Origin of the sequence: Pseudomonas vanderleydeniana, from assembly GCF_014268755.2 — a bacterium.
Taxonomy (GTDB): Bacteria; Pseudomonadota; Gammaproteobacteria; order Pseudomonadales; family Pseudomonadaceae; genus Aquipseudomonas; species Aquipseudomonas vanderleydeniana.
Map to the genome: position 1 here is coordinate 4,804,052 of NZ_CP077093.1, position 18,857 is coordinate 4,822,908.

General features: G+C 63.5%; 16 protein-coding genes. 4 read left to right on the plus strand and 12 right to left on the minus strand.

Translation table 11 applies throughout. The features are described 5' to 3' along the window. Window positions 1-7: 7 nt before the first annotated feature. The 4 genes from HU752_RS21570 to HU752_RS21585 all read right to left on the minus strand — a co-directional run bounded on the left by HU752_RS21570 (window position 8) and on the right by HU752_RS21585 (window position 5,458). Entirely contained in the window at window positions 8-1,174 is a 1,167-nt protein-coding gene (locus HU752_RS21570) for a M20 aminoacylase family protein (protein WP_186675517.1), read from the minus strand. Window positions 1,175-1,190: 16 nt separating this feature from the next. Next, the gene (locus tag HU752_RS21575) at window positions 1,191-2,828 is read right to left on the minus strand and encodes an APC family permease (RefSeq protein ID WP_186675514.1); all 1,638 of its coding nucleotides are present in this window, start codon (window positions 2,826-2,828) and stop codon (window positions 1,191-1,193) included. Between the two features lie 79 nt (window positions 2,829-2,907). After that, the gene (locus HU752_RS21580) at window positions 2,908-4,128 is read right to left on the minus strand and encodes a diaminopropionate ammonia-lyase (protein WP_186675511.1); all 1,221 of its coding nucleotides are present in this window, start codon (window positions 4,126-4,128) and stop codon (window positions 2,908-2,910) included. Window positions 4,129-4,207: 79 nt separating this feature from the next. Beyond that, window positions 4,208-5,458, minus strand: coding sequence for a Zn-dependent hydrolase (locus HU752_RS21585; protein ID WP_186675508.1), 1,251 nt, complete (start codon window positions 5,456-5,458; stop codon window positions 4,208-4,210). 166 nt (window positions 5,459-5,624) lie between these two features. Here HU752_RS21585 and HU752_RS21590 point away from each other — a divergent pair, with 166 nt between their 5' ends. The 4 genes from HU752_RS21590 to HU752_RS21605 all read left to right on the plus strand — a co-directional run bounded on the left by HU752_RS21590 (window position 5,625) and on the right by HU752_RS21605 (window position 9,231). Next, window positions 5,625-6,092, plus strand: coding sequence for an Lrp/AsnC family transcriptional regulator (locus tag HU752_RS21590; RefSeq protein ID WP_186675505.1), 468 nt, complete (start codon window positions 5,625-5,627; stop codon window positions 6,090-6,092). A 94-nt stretch (window positions 6,093-6,186) separates the two neighbouring features. Next, the gene (locus HU752_RS21595) at window positions 6,187-6,753 is read left to right on the plus strand and encodes an antibiotic biosynthesis monooxygenase (RefSeq protein ID WP_186675502.1); all 567 of its coding nucleotides are present in this window, start codon (window positions 6,187-6,189) and stop codon (window positions 6,751-6,753) included. A gap of 156 nt (window positions 6,754-6,909) precedes the next feature. Then, on the plus strand, window positions 6,910-7,806 hold the full coding sequence (locus tag HU752_RS21600) for a VOC family protein (protein WP_186675499.1): 897 nt from the start codon (window positions 6,910-6,912) through the stop codon (window positions 7,804-7,806). Window positions 7,807-7,824: 18 nt separating this feature from the next. Continuing rightward, entirely contained in the window at window positions 7,825-9,231 is a 1,407-nt protein-coding gene (locus HU752_RS21605; RefSeq protein WP_186675497.1) for an alginate export family protein, read from the plus strand. 27 nt (window positions 9,232-9,258) lie between these two features. Here the strand turns inward: HU752_RS21605 and HU752_RS21610 are convergent, their stop codons facing one another. From HU752_RS21610 to HU752_RS21645, 8 genes are all read right to left on the minus strand, one after another. Further along, window positions 9,259-10,461 (minus strand): hypothetical protein, encoded by a 1,203-nt coding sequence (locus HU752_RS21610; protein ID WP_186675495.1) that lies wholly within the window; start codon window positions 10,459-10,461, stop codon window positions 9,259-9,261. A gap of 284 nt (window positions 10,462-10,745) precedes the next feature. Continuing rightward, the gene (locus tag HU752_RS21615; RefSeq protein WP_186675493.1) at window positions 10,746-12,026 is read right to left on the minus strand and encodes an MFS transporter; all 1,281 of its coding nucleotides are present in this window, start codon (window positions 12,024-12,026) and stop codon (window positions 10,746-10,748) included. A 45-nt stretch (window positions 12,027-12,071) separates the two neighbouring features. Then, on the minus strand, window positions 12,072-13,211 hold the full coding sequence (locus HU752_RS21620) for a mandelate racemase/muconate lactonizing enzyme family protein (protein WP_186675492.1): 1,140 nt from the start codon (window positions 13,209-13,211) through the stop codon (window positions 12,072-12,074). Window positions 13,212-13,502: 291 nt separating this feature from the next. Further along, on the minus strand, window positions 13,503-14,549 hold the full coding sequence (locus tag HU752_RS21625) for an NAD(P)H-dependent flavin oxidoreductase (protein ID WP_186675491.1): 1,047 nt from the start codon (window positions 14,547-14,549) through the stop codon (window positions 13,503-13,505). Between the two features lie 83 nt (window positions 14,550-14,632). After that, a complete protein-coding gene (locus tag HU752_RS21630; protein WP_186675490.1) occupies window positions 14,633-15,022 on the minus strand; it encodes a tautomerase family protein in 390 nt (129 codons plus the stop codon). 90 nt (window positions 15,023-15,112) lie between these two features. Next, window positions 15,113-16,282, minus strand: coding sequence for a YbfB/YjiJ family MFS transporter (locus HU752_RS21635; protein ID WP_186675489.1), 1,170 nt, complete (start codon window positions 16,280-16,282; stop codon window positions 15,113-15,115). A gap of 8 nt (window positions 16,283-16,290) precedes the next feature. Then, window positions 16,291-17,160, minus strand: a complete 870-nt coding sequence (locus HU752_RS21640) for a LysR family transcriptional regulator (protein WP_186675487.1) — start codon at window positions 17,158-17,160, stop codon at window positions 16,291-16,293. Between the two features lie 367 nt (window positions 17,161-17,527). Next, entirely contained in the window at window positions 17,528-18,244 is a 717-nt protein-coding gene (locus tag HU752_RS21645; RefSeq protein WP_186675485.1) for a hypothetical protein, read from the minus strand. Window positions 18,245-18,857 lie beyond the last annotated feature (613 nt).

Genomic DNA, 18,857 nt, shown 5'->3' on the forward strand with positions numbered 1-18,857 from the left:
AAAAACCTCAGGCCGGCAAGCTCAGGCGCACCACTTCAGCGAAGTAACGCGCACCGGTCGCCAGGATCGCGTCATTGAAGTCATAGGCGGCGTTGTGCAACGGCGTCGCCCCCTCCTCCCCTTGCGCCCCATTGCCGATGAACACGAAGTTGCCCGGCACCTGCTGAATGAAGGCACCGAAGTCCTCGGAGATCATCATCGGCGACACCTCCGCATCCACGGCCTGCTCACCCACCACCCGCCGAGCCGCCGCCACGGCCAGTGCGGTGTTGTCCGCCCAGTTCACCGTCGGGGCGAACTCATGAGTGTACTCGAACTCGCAATGCGCTCCATGCATCTGGCAGATGCCTTCACTGATCTCGCGCATGCGCGTTTCCAGCAGGCGCTGCACCTCGGGGCTGTAGCTGCGGGTATCGCCCATGATCGTGACATGGGTGGGGATCGCGTTGCGGATGCCGTCGGTGATGAACTCGGTGCAGGAGATCACCGCCGAGAGGCTCGGGTCGACATTGCGCGAGACGATGGTCTGCAGTGCCAGGACGATCTGGGCGCCGATCACCAGCGGGTCGATGCCCATGTGCGGCCGGGCGGCATGGGTGCCCTTGCCCTGAATGCGGATGACGAAGTTGTCCTCGCTGGCCATGATCCCGCCGACCCGCGTGGCGATGTGGCCGGCCGGCATCCCCGGCATGTTGTGCGCCCCATAGAGGGCGTCCACCGGAAACCGCTCGAACAGGCCGTCGGCCATCATCGCCTTGGCGCCACGGCCATGTTCCTCCGCCGGCTGGAAGATGAAGCGCACGGTGCCATTGAAGTCGCGCCGGGTGCAAAGCAGCTGCGCCGCGCCGAGAATCATCGCCATGTGCCCGTCATGCCCACAGGCGTGCATCTTGCCAGGCGTGCACGAGGCATGCTCACGACCGTGGGCCTGTTCGGTGATGTTCAGCGCATCCATGTCGGCCCGCAGGCCGATCACCCCCGGACCGTCGCCGACCGTGAGGCTCGCCACCAGGCCGGTGCCGCCGATGCCACGGTGCACCTCCAGACCCAGATCGGTGAGAATCCGCGCGACCTCGTCGGAGGTGGTGAACTCCTCGAAGCCGGTTTCCGGCTGGCGGTGAAAGCCGTGCCGCCATTGTTTCAAACGCTGTTCGAACGCGTGATCGTCGATCATCTGCAGGTTCCTTTGATCAGTTGGCCAGCGGCGAATGCGGGTCCGCCGACGGAGAGGGAGCGCTGGCGTCCACGAGTGCCTGGCCCTGCCAGACCACGCTTTCGCTCAGGTAGGGCGTGCGGTAGCCGCTGCTGACACCGAGCCGGTAGAAGGCAAACGCCACCGCGGCGACCACGGCCATGTCCACACCCTCGGGCAGCAGGCCGATACCACCGAAGGCTTGGCTGCCGATAAAGGACACCAGGGCCATGGCCGGCAGGTAGCCGATCAGCCAGAGCGCCGCCTTGAGTTCACGGGCAAAACCGGTCCAGCCACTTTTCATCTGGTAATAGAAGTAGAGGGGCAATGCACCGATCACCAGCAGGATGACCTGGCCGGTCAGCGGCCAGCGCGCCCAGTACAGCACCAGCGAGGCGCAGATGAAGGCGAACGGCGCAATGAGGCTCATGCCCTTCAGCCGCAGTGGGCGCGGGATGTCGGCGGCATGAATGCGCAACGACATCAGGCTGATCGGCCCGGTCAGGAACGAGATGACCACCGCCACGGAAATCACCGCCGCGAGGATGCCCCAGCCACGGAAGAAGAACAGGAAGAGGAAGCTCACCGCCAGGTTCAGCCACATCGCCTGGCGCGGCACGCCGTACAGCGGGTGCAGGTGGCCAAAGATCCTGGGCAGGGTGTTGTTCTTCTCCATCGCGTAGATCATCCGCGCGGTGGTCGCGGTGTAGATCGAACCGGTGCCCGACGGGCTGACGAAGGCATCCAGGTACAGCAGCATGGCCAGCCAGTTCAGGTTCAACGCCAGGGCCAGCTGTGCCAGGGGCGAATCGAAGTTCAGCCGGTGCCAGCCCTCGACGATGCTGTCCGGGCTGACTGCGCCGATGAAGGCGATCTGCAGCAACACATAGATGACCAGCGCGATCACCACCGAGCCAATCAGCGCGAAGGGAATGCTGCGCCCCGGATTGCGTGCTTCCCCGGCCAGGCTGACCGGGCTCTGGAAGCCGTTGTAGCTGAACACGATGCCACTGGCGGCCACCGCCGTGAACACCGCCGACCAACCGTAGGGGGCGAAGCTCGCCAGGCTGCCGTCACCGAAGTTTTCCGTGTTGAAACGGGTGGAGATCAGCGCCACTGCGGTCAGGGCCGGCACCACCAGCTTGAACACGGTGATCGCCGTATTGGTCTTGACGAACAGCTTCACGCCCCAGTAGTTGAGTGCGAAGTAGACCATCACCAGGCCGGCGCTGGCGACCAGACCACTGGTGGTCAATTCGCCGTTCAGGACCAGTGCACGGGCCCAGGGAAACGGCCAGGACGCCATGTACTGGATCGACGCGATGGCCTCGATGGGAATCACCGAGACGATGGAAATCCAGTTGGCCCAGGCGGCCATGAAGCCGACCAGCGAGCCATGGGAATAGCGGGCATAACGCACCATGCCGCCCGACTCGGGGAACATCGCGCCCATTTCGGCATAGGTCAGCGCGATCGCCAGGACCACCACCGCGCCGATGATCCAGGCCAGGATCGCCGCCGGCCCGGCAATCGCCGAGGCGTGCCAGGCACCGAACAGCCAGCCCGAGCCGATGATCGAGCCGAGGCCGGTCAGCATCAGCGACCAGGGGCTGATGTCACGTTTTATCTTGCTCATGGAATCTCCGATTATTCTTTTTGTGGGGAGCGAGGTGCGGACCGGCATGACCCGGCCCGCCGGAAACAGCGAGGAAGGATCAGGCCGTCGGGGTCCAGGCCTGCTGGCGGCCCAGGACGGAGGCGGCGGTTTCGCCCAGCAGCTCGGCGTACACCCCGGGTGCGGTGGCGCCTTCGGTGCTGATGATCAGCACCCGGGAGTCGGCGTCGAGACCGATGTCGGCCGCTGCGCCGCCGTCCTGGAGCAGCCGCGTGAGGCCGGCCAGGCCGGCGACGCTGGACTCGCCCGCCACCAGCGGAATGTCACGGGCGCTGCCGGCCGCCAGGCGGCGCATGGCGGCCACGGCTTCGTCGTCCTCGATGGTCATGAAGAAATCGACGCTCAATTCGAGGAACCGCCAGGCCAGCGGCGAGGTTTCGCCACAGGCCAGGCCGGCCATCACCGAGTCCACCGAACCGGTGGCCTTGGCCGGCTGACCTTGCAGCGCACTCTGGTACAGGCAGTCGGCCTGCGCCGGCTCGACCATGACGAAGGTCGGGCGTTGCGCGCCATATTGTTCCCACAGGTAGCTGACGATACCGGCGGCCAGGCCACCGACCCCGCCTTGCAGGAACACATGGCTGAACGCCGGGGTGGCCCCCCCCGCAGTGGCCTCGACAATTTCCGCGGCGATGGTGCCGTAGCCCTGCATCACATCGCGGGGGATCACCTCATACCCTTCATAGGACGTGTCGGAGACCACGATCCAGTCATTGGCCAGGGCCAGCGCCGCGGCCTCCTCCACCGACTCGTCATAGTTGCCGGCGATACGCACGATGGTCGCGCCATAGGCGGCGATCGCCTGCTCGCGCTCGATGCTGACATTGGCATGCAGGACGATGACGCAGCGGCAACCGATGCTCTGCGCCGCGGCGGCCAGGCCCTTGCCATGGTTGCCGTCGGTGGCGCTGATCACGGTGAAGTCCGCCAGTGCATCGGCGTACTGGCCTTCGAGCAGTTGGTGCGGTTCGAAGCCCTGCTCGGGGAAGGTCGCCAGAATCAGCCGCAACAGTGCGACCGGCGCACCCAGCGCCTTGAAGCTGCCGAGCACCGAGCGGGCCGACTCGTCCTTGACCGAAAACTGCGCGATACCCAGCTCGCGGGCCAGGTCGGGCAGCGCGTACAACGGCGTCGCACCGGCATTCAAGCGGTTCCAGGGCGCCAGCCACTGGCGGCTCTCACCGGCCTTGGCGATGCTCATGACCGCTTTCAGCGAGTCGGGGTACGGTTGGCGGGTGGCCTTGGGGTTGGCGATCAACATCAGGAACTCCTTTTGACAGGCAAAGGGGGACCGAGACCGCTGAACACAAGCTTCGGCGGCTCGGGGTGAACAGGTGGAATCAGGAAGCGCCGAGGCGGCGGCTGACGACGTCGAGCAGGACTTCGGCGCCCTGGATCAACTGTTCGTCATCGGTGTGCTCGCGCGGGTTGTGGCTGATGCCGCCACGACTGGGGACGAAGATCATCGCCGCCGGCGCGATGCGCGCGATCATCTGGGCATCGTGGCCGGCACCGGAGGTCATGCGCCGATGGCTGAAGCCGAAGCGCCGGGCGCTGGCCTCGATCTCGTCGGCCAGTTCGGCATTGAAGATCACCGGCTGGAAGCGCACCAGGGGCTCGGTGCGGATGCTCACCCCTTCGCGCTCGGCTATCTCGTCGAGGTAGCGGCGCAGGCGTTGCTCGGCGCTGACCAGCCGGGCTTCATCCGGGTCGCGCAGGTCGACGGTGAAGGTCGCCTTGCGCGGGATAACGTTGATCACGTCGGGCTCGAACTTCATGCAGCCGACGGTGGCCAGCGTCGAGCCGGCTTCGACGGCGATGGTGCGCAGTTGGGCGACGATGGCACTGGCGACGAAGCCGGCATCATGACGCAGGCGGGTCGGCGTGGTGCCGGCGTGGTTGGCGTTGCCCTTGACCTCGACCTGCTGCCAGGAAATGCCCTGCAGGTTCTCGACCACGCCGATCAGGGTGTGCTCGGCTTCGAGAATCGGCCCCTGCTCGATGTGCAACTCGATGTACTCATGGGGCACGATGGCGCCCGGCTCCAGCGAGCCGGCATAACCGATGCGCTGCAGTTCATCGCCCAGCCGCGTGCCGTCGGTGCCGATGCTGTTCAGCGCCTCGTCCAGCGCCAGGCCACCGGCATGGACCAGCGAGCCCATCATGTCCGGCTGGTAGCGCACACCCTCCTCGTTGGTGAACGCGCCGACGGTGATCGAGCGCTGCGGCCGCACGCCGGCATCGCGAAACGCACGAATCACCGCCAGGCCGGCGAGCACGCCATAACAGCCATCCAGCGCCCCGGCGTTGGTCACGGTGTCGATGTGCGAGCCCATCATCAGCGGCCGCTGTTCGCCGCTGTCGCTGGCCGAACGCAGGGTGCCGAAGATATTGCCGATGCGGTCGACCTGGACATCGAGGTCGAGTTCGCGCATCCAGCCGACCAGCAGGTCGCGACCGGCCTTTTCCGCATCGGTCAAGGCGATCCGGGTGCGGCCACCCTGCTCGGCATCGACACCGACCTGGCCCAGCGCCTGGATCTGCTGCAGCAGCAGCGGACCGTTCAATTGCAGTTGTGTACTTGCCTTCATCCGCCCGTTCCTCCGGGACCGCGCACCGGTCGGCGCAGCCCCCGCTATCGATCATGGAAGAATTTTATTCGCATCCGGCGTACGAAAAGCTTGATTTTCAGGCGTTAGATGCAATTTTATTGCGCCTTCAAGGCTTCTATCGCCGCTGCTTTACGGAAGGCTCCCCATGGACCTCGATCACTTCGACCTGGCACTGCTCGACGCGGTGCAACGCGACGCCGGCACCTCGCAACTGGACCTGGGGGCGCAGGTCAACCTGTCCTCCGCCGCCGTCAACCGGCGCCTGAAGAAACTCTCCGCCCAGGGAGTGATCAAGGGCACGGTGGCCCAGGTCGACGCCCAGGTGCTGGGCTACACCCTCACGGTCATCACCGAGGTGGAGGTGGAGAACGAGCGCCTGGACCTGCTCGACGACATGAAGAAAAGCTTCCTGGCCTGCCCCCAGGTACAGCAGTGCTACTACGTCGCCGGCGAGTGCGACTTCGTGCTGATCATGCTGGTGCGCAACATGGAGCAGTACACCGAGCTGACCCGGCAGCTGTTCTTCGAGAACAACAACGTCAAGCGCTTCAAGACACTGGTGTCGATGAGCAACGTCAAGACCGGGATGTTCGTGCCGACGCTGAGCGAGTGACCACCGGTTCGGGGAAAACAGCACAGGAGTCCAATCACGGATAGTTCTCACTCTCTATCCTCTGGCTCATGTTCCTTTTCTGCGAGATTGCCCGATGCCGACCCTGACCGCCCCCCATGACATCGTGACCCTGGTGGTTCGGCACCGGGTCCGCTCGGCGTACCTGGCCGAGTACGAAGCCTGGCTCAAGACCTCGGTACGCGCGGCCATGTCGCAGGAGGGTCACCTGGGCGTCAACGTCATTCGCCCCGGCGACGCCGACAACACCTTCACCACCATCGTGCGCTTCATCGACTCCACCCGCCTGCAGGCCTGGATCAACTCGCAACTGCGCGAGCAACTGATCCGCGAAGTCGCGCCGATGCTGGAAGAGCAAGACCACCCCGAGATCGAAAGCCAGGCCGAGTTCTGGTTCACCCCCAACCACGCCGACGCCAGGCAGCCGCCCAAGTGGAAACAGGCGCTGCTCAGCTACGTGGTGATCGCGCCGCTGTCGATGGTCATTCCGCAACTGTGGGGCCCGGTGTTCCAGGCCAACCCCGTGCTGGGCGGCATCGTGCCGAGCAACCTGATCATCACCGCCTGCATCGTCGGCCTGGTCACCTACCTGATCATGCCCAAGGTGACCCGCTGGCTGGCGTCGTGGCTGGCCGCCGAATAAGCGATCGCCCATCGTTGGATGGAGCCCCGCGCGCTCCCTCCCCGCCCCGAACTACCGCAACCCGATAGCCCTGACTCTCAAGCCATCCGGAACGATGTGGCGCCCGACGTTCGCCGTGGGCGTCCTCACCGCCAACCTCCAATGAAAGGGTATTCAATGAAACACTCACTCAAACCGCTCTCCCTGGCCCTGGCGCTGGGCCTCACCGCCTCGCTGTCGGCGCACGCCGCGACGTCCTCCAGCGTGGCCGTCGCCCCGCAATACGACACCAGCCACGTGTATGTCGCACCGACCGACGTGGACGCCTTCGTCAAGAGCTTCCTCGCCACCTTCGGCGGCAAGAGCACCCCGCAAGTGGTGGTCAACGTCCTGCCGGTGCCGAGCAGCACCACCTCGCAGCTGCTGCAGACGCCGGTCGGCACCGTGTCGCTGTTCGGCTTCACAACGCCGGTGCCGTACCCCTTCGGCGCCGAGCGTAACGGTTACCTGGTCAAGGACCTCAACGTCGCCCTGGCCGAAGCCAAGAAGCATGGCGCCGACGTCATCGTCCACGACTTCCCCGATCCGATCGGCCGCGACGCCGTGGTGCAGTGGCCGGGCGGCGTGAACATGCAGCTCTACTGGCACACCAAGACCCCGGACTACGCGCCGTTCCAGACCGTGCCGGAGAACCGCGTGTACCTTTCCGAACAGCGTGCCGAGGCCTTCATCAAGGGCTTCGTCGGTTTCTCCCACGGCAAGGTCGTGGCCGATGAAAAACGCCTGGACGGCGCGGTGGTCGGCGAGCCGGGCAAGGCCATTCGCCGGGTCAAGCTGGAGTCCGACTTCGGCAAGATGGTGGTGTTCGTCACCGACGGCCACCTGCCCTACCCGTACGGTCGGGAAACCACCGGCTACGAGGTGAGCGACCTGGCCGCCACGGTCGCCAAGGCCGAGAGCTCGGGTGCTCGCCTGGTCGTCGAGCCCAAGGCCGAGCCGGGACGCCAGTCGGCCATCGTCGAGTTCCCGGGTGGCTATGTCGCCGAGATCCACCAGCCCATCGCGGCCAAGTGACCTGAAGAGAGGTGAACCATGAGCCGACGCCCTTCGCATAACCGCTATGCCTGGGCTCTGGCCGTGCTGTGGCCGCTGGGAGTTTCCAGCGGCCACGCCGCCGAACCCGCCGAACGCCCGGTGCTGAAAACCAATCGCTGGCAGGAAGACTGGTCGGTGCTGCAGAACCCGGCCCTCAAGACCGCGCCGCTGGACGACCTCAAGTACATTCCGCTGTCTTCGGACAACCCGGACAGCTACCTGTCGTTCGGGGCGACTCTGCGCGAGCGTTTCGAACTCAACGACGCCAACGGCTTCGGCGTCGGTGGCCGCCGCCGCGATTCCTGGCTGATCCAGCGCCTGCAAGCCCACGCCGACCTGCATTTGAACGAACACTGGCGTGTCTTCACCCAGTTGGAGGACGCCCGCGCCTTCGGCAAGGACACCATCGGCGGTGCCGACCAGAACCACCTCGACCTGCGCCTGGCCTTCGCCGAGTACGTCGACCAGCAGACCGACCACACCCTCAAGGCCCGGATCGGCCGCCAGGATTTCGCCTTCGACCTGCAGCGCTTCATCTCCTCGCGCGATGGCCCGAACGTGCGTCAGTCGTTCGATGCGGTGTGGGGCGACTGGGAGACCGAGAACTGGCGTTTCATCGGCCTGGCCAGCCATCCGGTGCAGTACCTGGACGGCCGGCATTTCGACGACAAATCCAACTCGGACGTGGCGTTCCACATGCTGCGGGTCGAACGACTGATCGGCGGCAAGAACGAGCTGTCGGCGTACTACGGCCTGTATGAGGAACGCGATGCGCGCTTCCTGGATGCCCAGGGCGACGAGCACCGCAATATCTTCGACGTACGCCTGGGGGGATCTTCGGGCCCCTACGACTGGGACGTGGAAGCGATGGTGCAGAGCGGCTCGGTCGGTTCCAAGGACATTCGTGCCTGGGGCGGTGGCAGCCGCCTGGGCTACACCTGGCAATCGACGCCGTGGAAACCGCGCCTGGGCCTGCAACTCGACGCAGCGTCGGGTGACCGCCATCCTGGCGACGGCACGTTGAACACCTTCAACCCGCTGTTCCCCAATGGCTACTACTTTTCCCTGGCGGGCTACACCGGCTACAGCAACCTGATCCACGTCAAACCGTCGATCACCGTCAAGCCGGTCACCGACCTGTCGGTCCAGGCCGCCGTCGGCCTGCTCTGGCGCCAGACCACCGAAGATGCCGTCTACACCCAACCGAACCTGCCGGTGGCCGGCACCGCTGGACAAGGTGGACGCTGGACCGGGTACTACGACCAGCTACGGCTGGACTATGCATTCAACCGCAACCTGTCCGGCGCCGTCGAAGCGGTGCACTACCAGGTCGGCCAGGCGCTGCGCGATGCCGGTGGGGATGACAGCAACTACCTGGGGGTTGAGCTGAAGTTCATGTGGTAAAGCGAGAAGTCAACATAAGGGCCAGGCTCATCTGAGCCTGGGCTCCTGCTCCGCTTCATCGGCGCGATAAGAGACGCGCCAAGCAAGGTCCAATGAAGTTTGGCAAGCTCTCAGCAGGACCAACGGCTCTTCCTGCCCATCCAACTCAGCGAAGAAGTCATTCATGGGCAAGCGGATACTGCTCTTGAGCACCGAGTTGAAGAACCTGTAGTTACTCAGCTTGCCAACCTCGTGCTTCGAGCCAAACAACACATCCAAAGTGCCACAAATCTTTTCAAACGCAGCACCGCGCAAAGCACGTGGCAGTTGCAGAATGTGACGATAGAACTGTTCCAACTCGACAAGCCCCGGAGCGTCTTTTCGCACGCGGTAGGAATTCTGAGAAAAACGAAAACCCAGCGTCTCAGCGATCATTGCGCGCCGCAGGACCAAGTCCTTCAGCGCCCCGTCGAAGGGTTCCACTTCCTTGTTCCCCGAGTAGAACAGGATCGAATTCACCGTCAAGACGATGACCTCCAGCGACTCCCTCAACGCATAGAGATTGATGCCAAGATTCACGCCCCCCAGCGAAATGTCCCCATCCACCGCATCAGGCAGATAGGCGATGTGCAGTTGCTGACGAATCCGCCACATCATGTCGATGATTGAGAACCCCTGCCCATCCTGAAAAGGCCGGGTACGCATCAGGCCCCTGAGTTCAAGCAGATTCCCGTGCAACTGGCCCAATCCCGCTGCCTGCTCCTGGTCGGACGACAGATCGACGTCATAGCTGCAATGAGTGGGGCAGTTACGAGGGAAGATCGACTGGTACAAGGCATCCTTGTTGGTGAAGCGCACGGTGTGGTTGAAGGTGGCTTCGAGACTTTCCAACCGGTCGAAAAACACCTCGCGGTGCTTGAGGTACTGCTCGAAGGTCTGCGCTTCAAGCTGCCGGGAAATCACCTTGTCATGCTTGTCCTGAGCCTCCTGCCGTTGAGTCTCCTGCGCCCGCTGATTCTCTTCGTTCCTGCGCTGTTGGATCAGCAGAAAAACCAGGGTGCCGAACGTTGTCACCGAGCCCAGCAAGGTGAATGCACCGGATAACACCGAACCGAAATTGCCCCAGTCGGCCGCTGACGAAGAAATCGCTCCCAGGTTCATGCCATAGGCCACCAGCACCCCCACGGTCACAGCCACACCCACGGCCACCGAGCCAACCATGAAGTAGGTAATCCACTTGTAATCCTTCAACGACATCTCCTTGTTGGGTGACATGAGCCCGCGACCGATCGCAACGGCGCGCAAGCATAACGTGCTTCGGTACGGACACATACATCGTGGGCACAGCAACCAACACCCAAAAAAAACGGCGCACTCGTGGTGCACCGTCACTGCAATAAGCCAGTCATTCTATCGTGGGAGGCCGACAAGGCGCTTGTGACGCCCCACCGGATACGCCAGGCCGAACAGTGATCGCTGCCCGACCCACGCATGCTTGCCCCAGGCGACTCTGCGGCCGCCCAGGCGTATTCAAATCAATGCTGCGCCGCCAGTTGCCTGACCCCGGCGTCACGGCCTTTCACGGCCACGACCACCACCAGCCCGCCGACCGCACACACCAGCGCCGCGACACCAAAGGCGCCGCTGTAGCCGCCACCGTACTGCACCAGCAACCCGGTCAACGACGGCGCGATGATGCCCGCAATGTTCGCCAGCAGGTGCACGAAGCCACCGGTGCCACCGACGCGATTGCTCGGCACGATGTCCTGGATCAGCGCCCAGCAGATCTGCGGCGTGACGAACAGAAACACGCTCGACACGGTGATGCAGGCCACCGCCATGTGCAGCGACGTCACCCGAGTCGTCAGCAGCACGCAGGCCGCCGCCACACCCAGGCCCACCACCAGCATGATCTTGCGCGCCCGGATGACGCTGCCGAGTTTCTTGCTCAGCACGTCAGTCAGCGCACCACCACCGAGGAAGCCCACCGCCGCGCCCAGCCAGGGAATGACGCTGACAATGCTCATGCTCTTGATGTCCAGGTGCTGGAAGTCCATCAGGTAGCTGGGCAGCCAGGTCAGGAAGAAGTACAGGACATAGTTGAAGCAGAAGAACGCGGTGGCCACGGCCAGTACCGGTGCCGAGAAGATGCACGAAACCAGGCTGCGCTCTTCCTGCACGCCTTCGACGGCGGAGGTGGCGCGGCTGCTGCGGATCAGCTCGCGCTCAGCCGCCGAGACCTTGGGATGCTGGTCCGGCGTGTCCTTGAAGAACACCAGCCAGGCCGCCAGCCAGACCATGCCCAGCAGGGCAATCACCACGAACGAGATGCGCCAGCCGAAGTTCAGCGCCACGATCCCGACGATCGGACCGGCCAGCGCCGCGCCCAGTGGCTGGCCGCAGTTGGTCAGGCCCAGTGCCCGTCCCGCCTCTTCCCGCGGGAACCAGTTGGAAATCGCCTTGTTGGTGGTGGTGCCCATCGGCCCCTCGCCCATGCCGAACAGCACCCGGAACACCAGCAACTGGAAGTAGCCGGTGATCAGCGCGGTCGCCCCGCAGAACGCCGACCAGGTCCCGGCGGCCAGCGCGAAGACACGCTTGGGCCCGAACTTGTCCGCCGCCCAGCCGCCAATGAAGCAGAAGGCGCAGTAGCCGATGAAGAAGCTGCTGAAGATGAAGCCCATCTGCGCGTCATCGATGTGCAGCTCGGTCTTGAGCAGCGGTGCGACCACCGACAGTGCGGCGCGGTCCAGGTAGTTGAGGATGCCGGCGAAAAACAGCAGCCCGGCGATCTTCCAGCGGTAATTGCCCATCATTGTTGTAGTGCCTTTTATAGTTATTCGAACGGGTGATGCGGTGGCTCAGTCGATGACAGCCCTATCGATGCAGTAGTGCTCCAGGACCTCGAGGTCGGGGTTAAAGCCCAGGCCCGCGGCGCAGCCCAGGCGCATGCGCGGTTGGAACGCCAAGGCAGGGAACAACAGGCGTTCGAACTCGATGAAGGGCACTTCCACCGCCACGTCCTCGGGCAGCAGCGTGCACAGGTGGGCCACCGCCAACAGACCGGGCCCGAAGTAGAAACAATGCGGTACAGCCTTCACGCCGTACTGCCGGGCCAACTCGAACACCTCGAGCATGGCGCTGATGCCGCCGATCTTGGCGACACTCGGCTGCACCACGTCGATCGCCTGCTGGTCGAGCAAGGCCCGCACACCGTTGACGCCGGCAGCGTTCTCGCCCGCCGACAGCGGCACGCCCCTGGCGCGTACGGTCGCCAGGCCATGGGCGTCATCCGGCGGCCACACCGGCTCTTCCAGCCAGGTCAGGTCCAGGTCGTGCAGGCGGGCGGCCATCGCCCCGGCCTCCTCCACCGTCCACGGGCAGTTGACGTCGACCATCAACTCGCCCTCGGCAGCCGGCAGCGCCTCGCGGGCGGCCGCAATCGACTCGTAGGTGGTCTCGTGCAGCTTGATCTTGCGAAAGCCCAGGTCGCGGGCACGGCGAACCTGGCGGTACACCTCATCGGGATCGCCACCGTAGCTGACCAGGCTGGCGTACAGCTCCAGCTCCCGGGGCGTGCCGCCGAGGTAGTCGTAAAGCGGCTTGCCCGCCGCCTGGGCGGCCAGGTCCCACAGGGCGATGTCGATACCCGAGAGCGCGTAGAAGATCGGTCCGGTGCTGCCGAAGCCATGCAGAGCACGACGGGCCTTTTCCATCTGGGCCCGATGGTCGGCCACCGCACTGCCGATGAACTGCGGCGCGACGACATCGGTCAGCGCCTTGAAGGTGGCAGGGTTCGAGCCGTGGCCGAAGGCCTCGCCCCAGCCTACCCGGCCATCGTCGGTCGTGACCTTGATCGCCAGGCACTCCATGCGGCGATGACGGGGAGAGGCGGCATTGAAGGCATCATCATCCTTGGCCTGGCCCTGCGACTGGCGCTCGGTGGTCCCGGCCGTGAAGGGAATACTCAGGCGGATGATCTCGATACTGCGGACTTTCACAAACACACGCTCCGGTAGCACTTATTGGGGATTTATTGGCTCGGCATCGAGGTACGTTATCGTACAACTCAATCAAGAGCTAGTCCCGAGTGCGTCATTCTAACGCACCTGAGTGCTCTCCCCGGTGCAAAGGCACCAGGGAAGGGCGCGGTTTCTCCAGCCTGTGGGATCAGGACGGCTCGGGAATCAGGTGCGTCATGAACGACAGGCTTTCAATCGCCGCCATGTAGGGCGCCTGCCCGACGACAAGAGGCACCTCACTAGGCGCCCCTCTCCAGGCTCAAGCCACTTTTACTCCAGCTCGGCCGCCAGCAACGCCACCAGCGCCGCAGCGGGAAGCTCCCGGGCCAGCGGTGCCGCCTGCCCCGCCCATTGCGCCGCGAAGTCATGGCAGCCTTTCGCCGTCGCGGCCGCGTTCAACTGCTTGTTCGCGTCATAGGCATAGGGATAGGCGGCTATCGCCACGTCCCTGCCCTCCCGCAGCGCGAAGTTGCGATTGACCAGCCCACGGGCCGGACGCCCGGAAATCGCACAGGTGACCTCGGTACGTTCAGCCGCCGGCCCTTTCAAGGCCGCCCGATAAGCCGCATTGGCCGACGACTCCGGACAGAGGATGAAGGCCGTCCCCAACTGGGCCGCCGACGCCCCCAGGGTCAGGGCGGCACGGATACCGGCACCGTCCATGATCCCGCCAGCCGCGATGACCGGCAACGCGCAGCGGGACACCAACAACCTCGTCAGCGCCACGGTGCCCATCTTCGTATCCTCGCGAGGATCGAATATCCCGCGATGACCGCCCGCCTCATACCCCTGCGCCACCAGCGCATCGACGCCCGCCTGCTCGGCCATCCGCGCTTCGGCCAAGCTCGTCACCGAGCAGAGCAGCTTGGCGCCGATGTCCTTCAAGGCCGCGAGGGTGGACTGAGGCGGCAACCCGAAATGAAAGCTGACCACCGCCGGCTTCTCCTCCAGCAGCATCTGCAGCATCGGCGCATCGTCCAGGAACGAGCGATAGATCTCGCGCAACACCGCTGGTGGCTCGGCGCCAAACTCGGCAAACACCGGGCCCAACAGTTCCAGCCAAGCCTGGTCCCGAGCCGGATCCGGCAGCGCCGGCTGGTGGCAGAACACATTGACGTTGAACGGCAGGCTCGTCAGCGCCGCCGTGTCACGGATCATCTGCCGTGCCTGGTCGACGTTGGAGGCGCCGATCCCCAGGGAACCCAGCCCCCCGGCGTTGGACACCGCAGCGGCCAACTGCGGCGTGGCGACACCCGCCATCGGCGCCTGGATGATCGGAAGTTGCACATTGAGCAAGGACAGCAGAGCGTTTGACATGGCAGCACCTGAACGACGTAGCAAAAAGTGGCAAGGCCGGTGGCCGGGCGCCCTGCCCGACACGGCCGCAAGCAGACGGCGGCCTACAGCTCGCCCGTCAGGAACTGGGCCCGGCCGAAACCGAAGCTCCAGTCCTCATCACCGTTGATGACCATCGAGACCATCACATCCCGAGGCTCGATACCGCACTCGCGCCCCAGCCCCTCCACCAGCAGCGCGTAGAACTTCTCCTTCATCTCCACCGAACGCGGCCGGCTGATCGCGGTGATCACCACGACCTTGTCGGTTCGCTCAAAGCCCAGCCCGGTGTCCTGGACGATCATCCGGCTCGGCGCGTGCTCGTTGAGGATCTGGTAACGATCCCGCTCCGGCACGGCGAAGGCCTCGACCATGGCACGGTGCACCGTATCCAGGAGCACGCTGATCTCCTCGTCGGTACGGCCCTTGATCACATCGATTTTCAACAGCGGCATGGCTTCAACTTCCTCAGCCTGGGTGGACACTCGGGACAGCCCCTCGGAGCCGTCCCCTTCTTGATACGCAGTCGATCTGCGTGATGCGGCTCACTCGCGCGTGACGGGACCAAGGGTCAGCAGCGCCGCCCACCACAGCGCCACCGTCGCGACCCACAGCGACGGGGCAAACGAGTGGGTTCGTGCATACAGGAAACCGGCGACCAGCGGCCCGAGGATCTGGCCGATGCCATGCGCGGCGGTCATCACCGCCATGATGTTCATCCGAAAGGCCGCCGAGACCCGCTTGGCCGCCGGCAGCGCAATGGTCACCGTGCCCATGAAGGTCGCCCCGACCACCAGCGCACTGGCGATGTAGGCCACGGGGGTCTGGCTGATGGCAGGAAGCAGCACGCCGATGCCCTGCAACACCAGGTTGCCGCGCAAGGCCCTGCGCGTGCCCAGCCGCAGATGGGCCAGGTGCCAGAGATAACAGGACGGCGCCGCCCCGATCCCGAAGACAGCCCACAGGTGAACCGGGTTGATTGAGCCCAGCGCATCCTTCACCAGCAGCGGCAGGTAAGTCGCCGTGACGATATAGCCGAACCCCGCCAGGCCGTAGAGCGCGACCAGGCTCCAGGCGCCCAGCGGCAGGGGGGCGGGCCGAAACGCCGTGGCCGCCCCAGGCCGTACCTCGACTGGCCGCTTGTCGAGCAGGAGCGCGCCGACCCCGCCCAGGATCAGACAGGCCACCGCCAGCAGACCCCAGAGTTGGTAGGCGTCAAGCCCATAGCGCTCGCCGACGGCCAACAGCTCGGCCGACAGGGCAATGCCGGCGCCCACGCCGGCATACAGGATCGGCGCACCTTCCGGGTGATCGCGATGCTGAAGCAGCCAGAGCGAAGCGGCGATCATCGACAAGGCGCTGAAGACCCCGGAGGCACCGCGAACCAGGATAATTGCCCAGGGATTGGACACCACGTTCAGCAAGGCCAGCGACACCACCGTCGCGGCCACCGAGACCAGCCCCCAGCGCCGGGCACTCGGCGCCTGCAGCCGGGCCGCCAGCAAGGCCCCGACCAGATAGCCCAGGTAGTTGGCCGAAGCGACCAGCGTACCGTTGCTGACCGACAGCACCCCTTCCTGCACCATGACCGGATAGACCCCGGTGAAGGCGAACCGCCCAAAGCCCATCCCCACCGCGATCACCGCAGCGGCGGCCAGGGCAGAAGTGACCGTGCGATCCGACGAAGAAGCCGTTTCCAAGCGAGAAGCGAGCATGGCGTCACCTACCTCTGAGAAGCCAGGGCGAGATCCGTGAAAGCATCGACGGCGGCCGTCCGGCCGGCTTTTCGGTACACCAGCCAGGTCGCCACCGTGGCGATCGGTCGGGTGGTAATCGCCTGCGACGCCGGCTGCAACGCCAACAGGCTGGTGGGCGCAATGCACAGGCTCTGCCCGGCGACCACACAGGCGAACATGGCATGGTAGGAAGCGACCTCATGGGTGAGGGACACCGCCACATCGCGCTGCTCGGCCAGCCACTGCTGACCAAGGCGACGATAGGTGCAGCCGGTTGCGAAGGCCGCCAACGTCAGCGGCGTACCCGCCTCGGCATACCCCGCCGGCAGCACGGCGACAAGCTGTTCCTCGAAGACCGCAACGCCAGCCAGACCGTGCTGGGCCAGTTCCTCCTCGACGGTGCTGCCCTCCTCCACCGTCAGCGCGACGAAGGCGCAGTCGACCAGGCCATCACCCAGCAGGTCCAGGAGCGCCTGTGTCGTCCCGGTCCTGACCGCCAGGCGGACACCCGGCCAGCGCTGCTGAAAGCCGATCATCACCCCCGGCAAACGCGCCGCCGCCGTGCTCTCCATGCTGCCGATGCGCAAGGTGCCCTGCGGCTGACCGGGATGCAGCACCTGCACGGCCTCCTCCGCCAAGGCCAGCAGGCGCTGGCTGTAATCCAGAAACAGCTTGCCCTGGTCGGTCAGCGACAGGCGCCGGCCTTCGCGGACGAACAGATCGACGCCCAACTGCTGCTCCAGCGCCTGGATGCGCGTGGTGACGTTGGACTGCGCACGCCCCAGCACGGCCGCCGCGCGGGTCACGCTCAATTCGGCGGCCACGGCCTGGAAGATTTCGAGGGAGGTTAGGTCCACTTCAATTCTCTTATTGAGATGACTTCATATACTATATTCTCAAAAGAAGATTTAATGAAGACCCATCATCACCATCAGCGAACGGGCGAGCGCCCCGCCTGTGCGGTCACTGCGCGTGGAGGATGAGGGGGTGGAGAAACCCGATCGCTTGGCGCAAGCGACGGATCGAGACCGCCAATCTCGCCCGAAGCGCGCCGTGGCCCGCTACCTTGAGTCCGAATCCAGGTACCTGTAGGGCAACGCCGATGATGATCGAGACGCTTGAACGATTGGAAAACACTATTTCCATCAGGTGCTCTCACCCAACATGAGAGCACCTTGAACACTCAGGTCTCATTCAGGAAAGCCAAAGTTCAACCCGTCCCCATTAATACTGATGGGACATATCGAAATCAGCGCCATCTCTAATACTGAAGTTATGCTGATAACCCGAAATATTGTAAGCCTTCGGATTTACATAATCAGCCGTACGCACCAGCACAGCACGACAGGTGCCCTGCCTCAGGAAAGAGACACCGGACAAGTCTTGAGAAATTGCCGTGCCATTTATTTTGCCATCGTAGTAGACCTGATAATCCGATATGGTTGCAACGGCACTCTTCAAAAAGTTCGAGACCGACTGCCCAGCATCATCGTAATCGACACAATTTACAAGATAACCCCATCTTTTCTGGTCATCCACACTCTCTATGTAGCCACAAATTCTTTGACTGCCATTGATGAGAGCCTCTTTCACGGCCACCGTGATTATTTTCACGCTTTCGCCAATACTCGCAACCGTGTACGTATCAAACTGGAGAATGCCACCGCCCGGCCACCAGCTACCGGAGAAGGGCGTGCTTTTTGCGTTATAGTTATCAATGATAAACTGTTCTCGAGGAACCCAAGCCAAATAGTCGGACACCAGTTCATCGCTGGGAGGAGATTGTTCGAGTTTTTCACTGATAGCAAGAATCTGCTGTTCATAGGGCATTGCCAGAAAATCACCCAAAGTGGGTTTTACAGTCGAATACACCGAAAAATACTGCTCACGATATTTTTGGGTTTGTGCAATGTAATCTTCAATTATAAGTGTTTGGCTCATGATAGCGCTCCACCGAATAAACCGATAGGGATGCTTATCTTTACGCCTAAGACGCTTCAAACCACTAAATTGAGAGGTGCTACTACTAGCCGTCAGGATTCGCGTGAGTTGCGGAATAATTTTAGTCCTTCCTTAGGCCATGTCAAATCATCACTTTTTAAAATTCAGCAGGAATAATGAGAAAAAGACAGAATTAAAATAATATAACCCGGGAATAGATCCAAAAGGCATTTGGCATCGTGGCAGAAGAAAGTGGTAGCGAATCAAGAAAAGCGGGATTGGTGTGTGTACTGAAAGCGTGCATGAATAAACATCCCTATCAAATGAGGTCTGATTTCTCCCATACCCAATCGAGTTTCCAAGCGCGGCCGCTGAATTGGCAGCGACGAAAAAAGGTGCCGCACCACCAGAAACGGCAATGCAACCGGCAAGGTATATTTGAGTCGAGAGATTTCAGTCAGCCCAGGAATACAACCAACGAAGCCGACTCGCCGGTAGGTGTGCACCGTCAAGCAAGGCGCTATCGCTTGCTGATCGTTCCCAAGCTCTCAGTGCAATAGTTGCCTGCGACGCTCTGCGTCACAAAAGTAGACGCTGAGCGTCCTGGGAGACA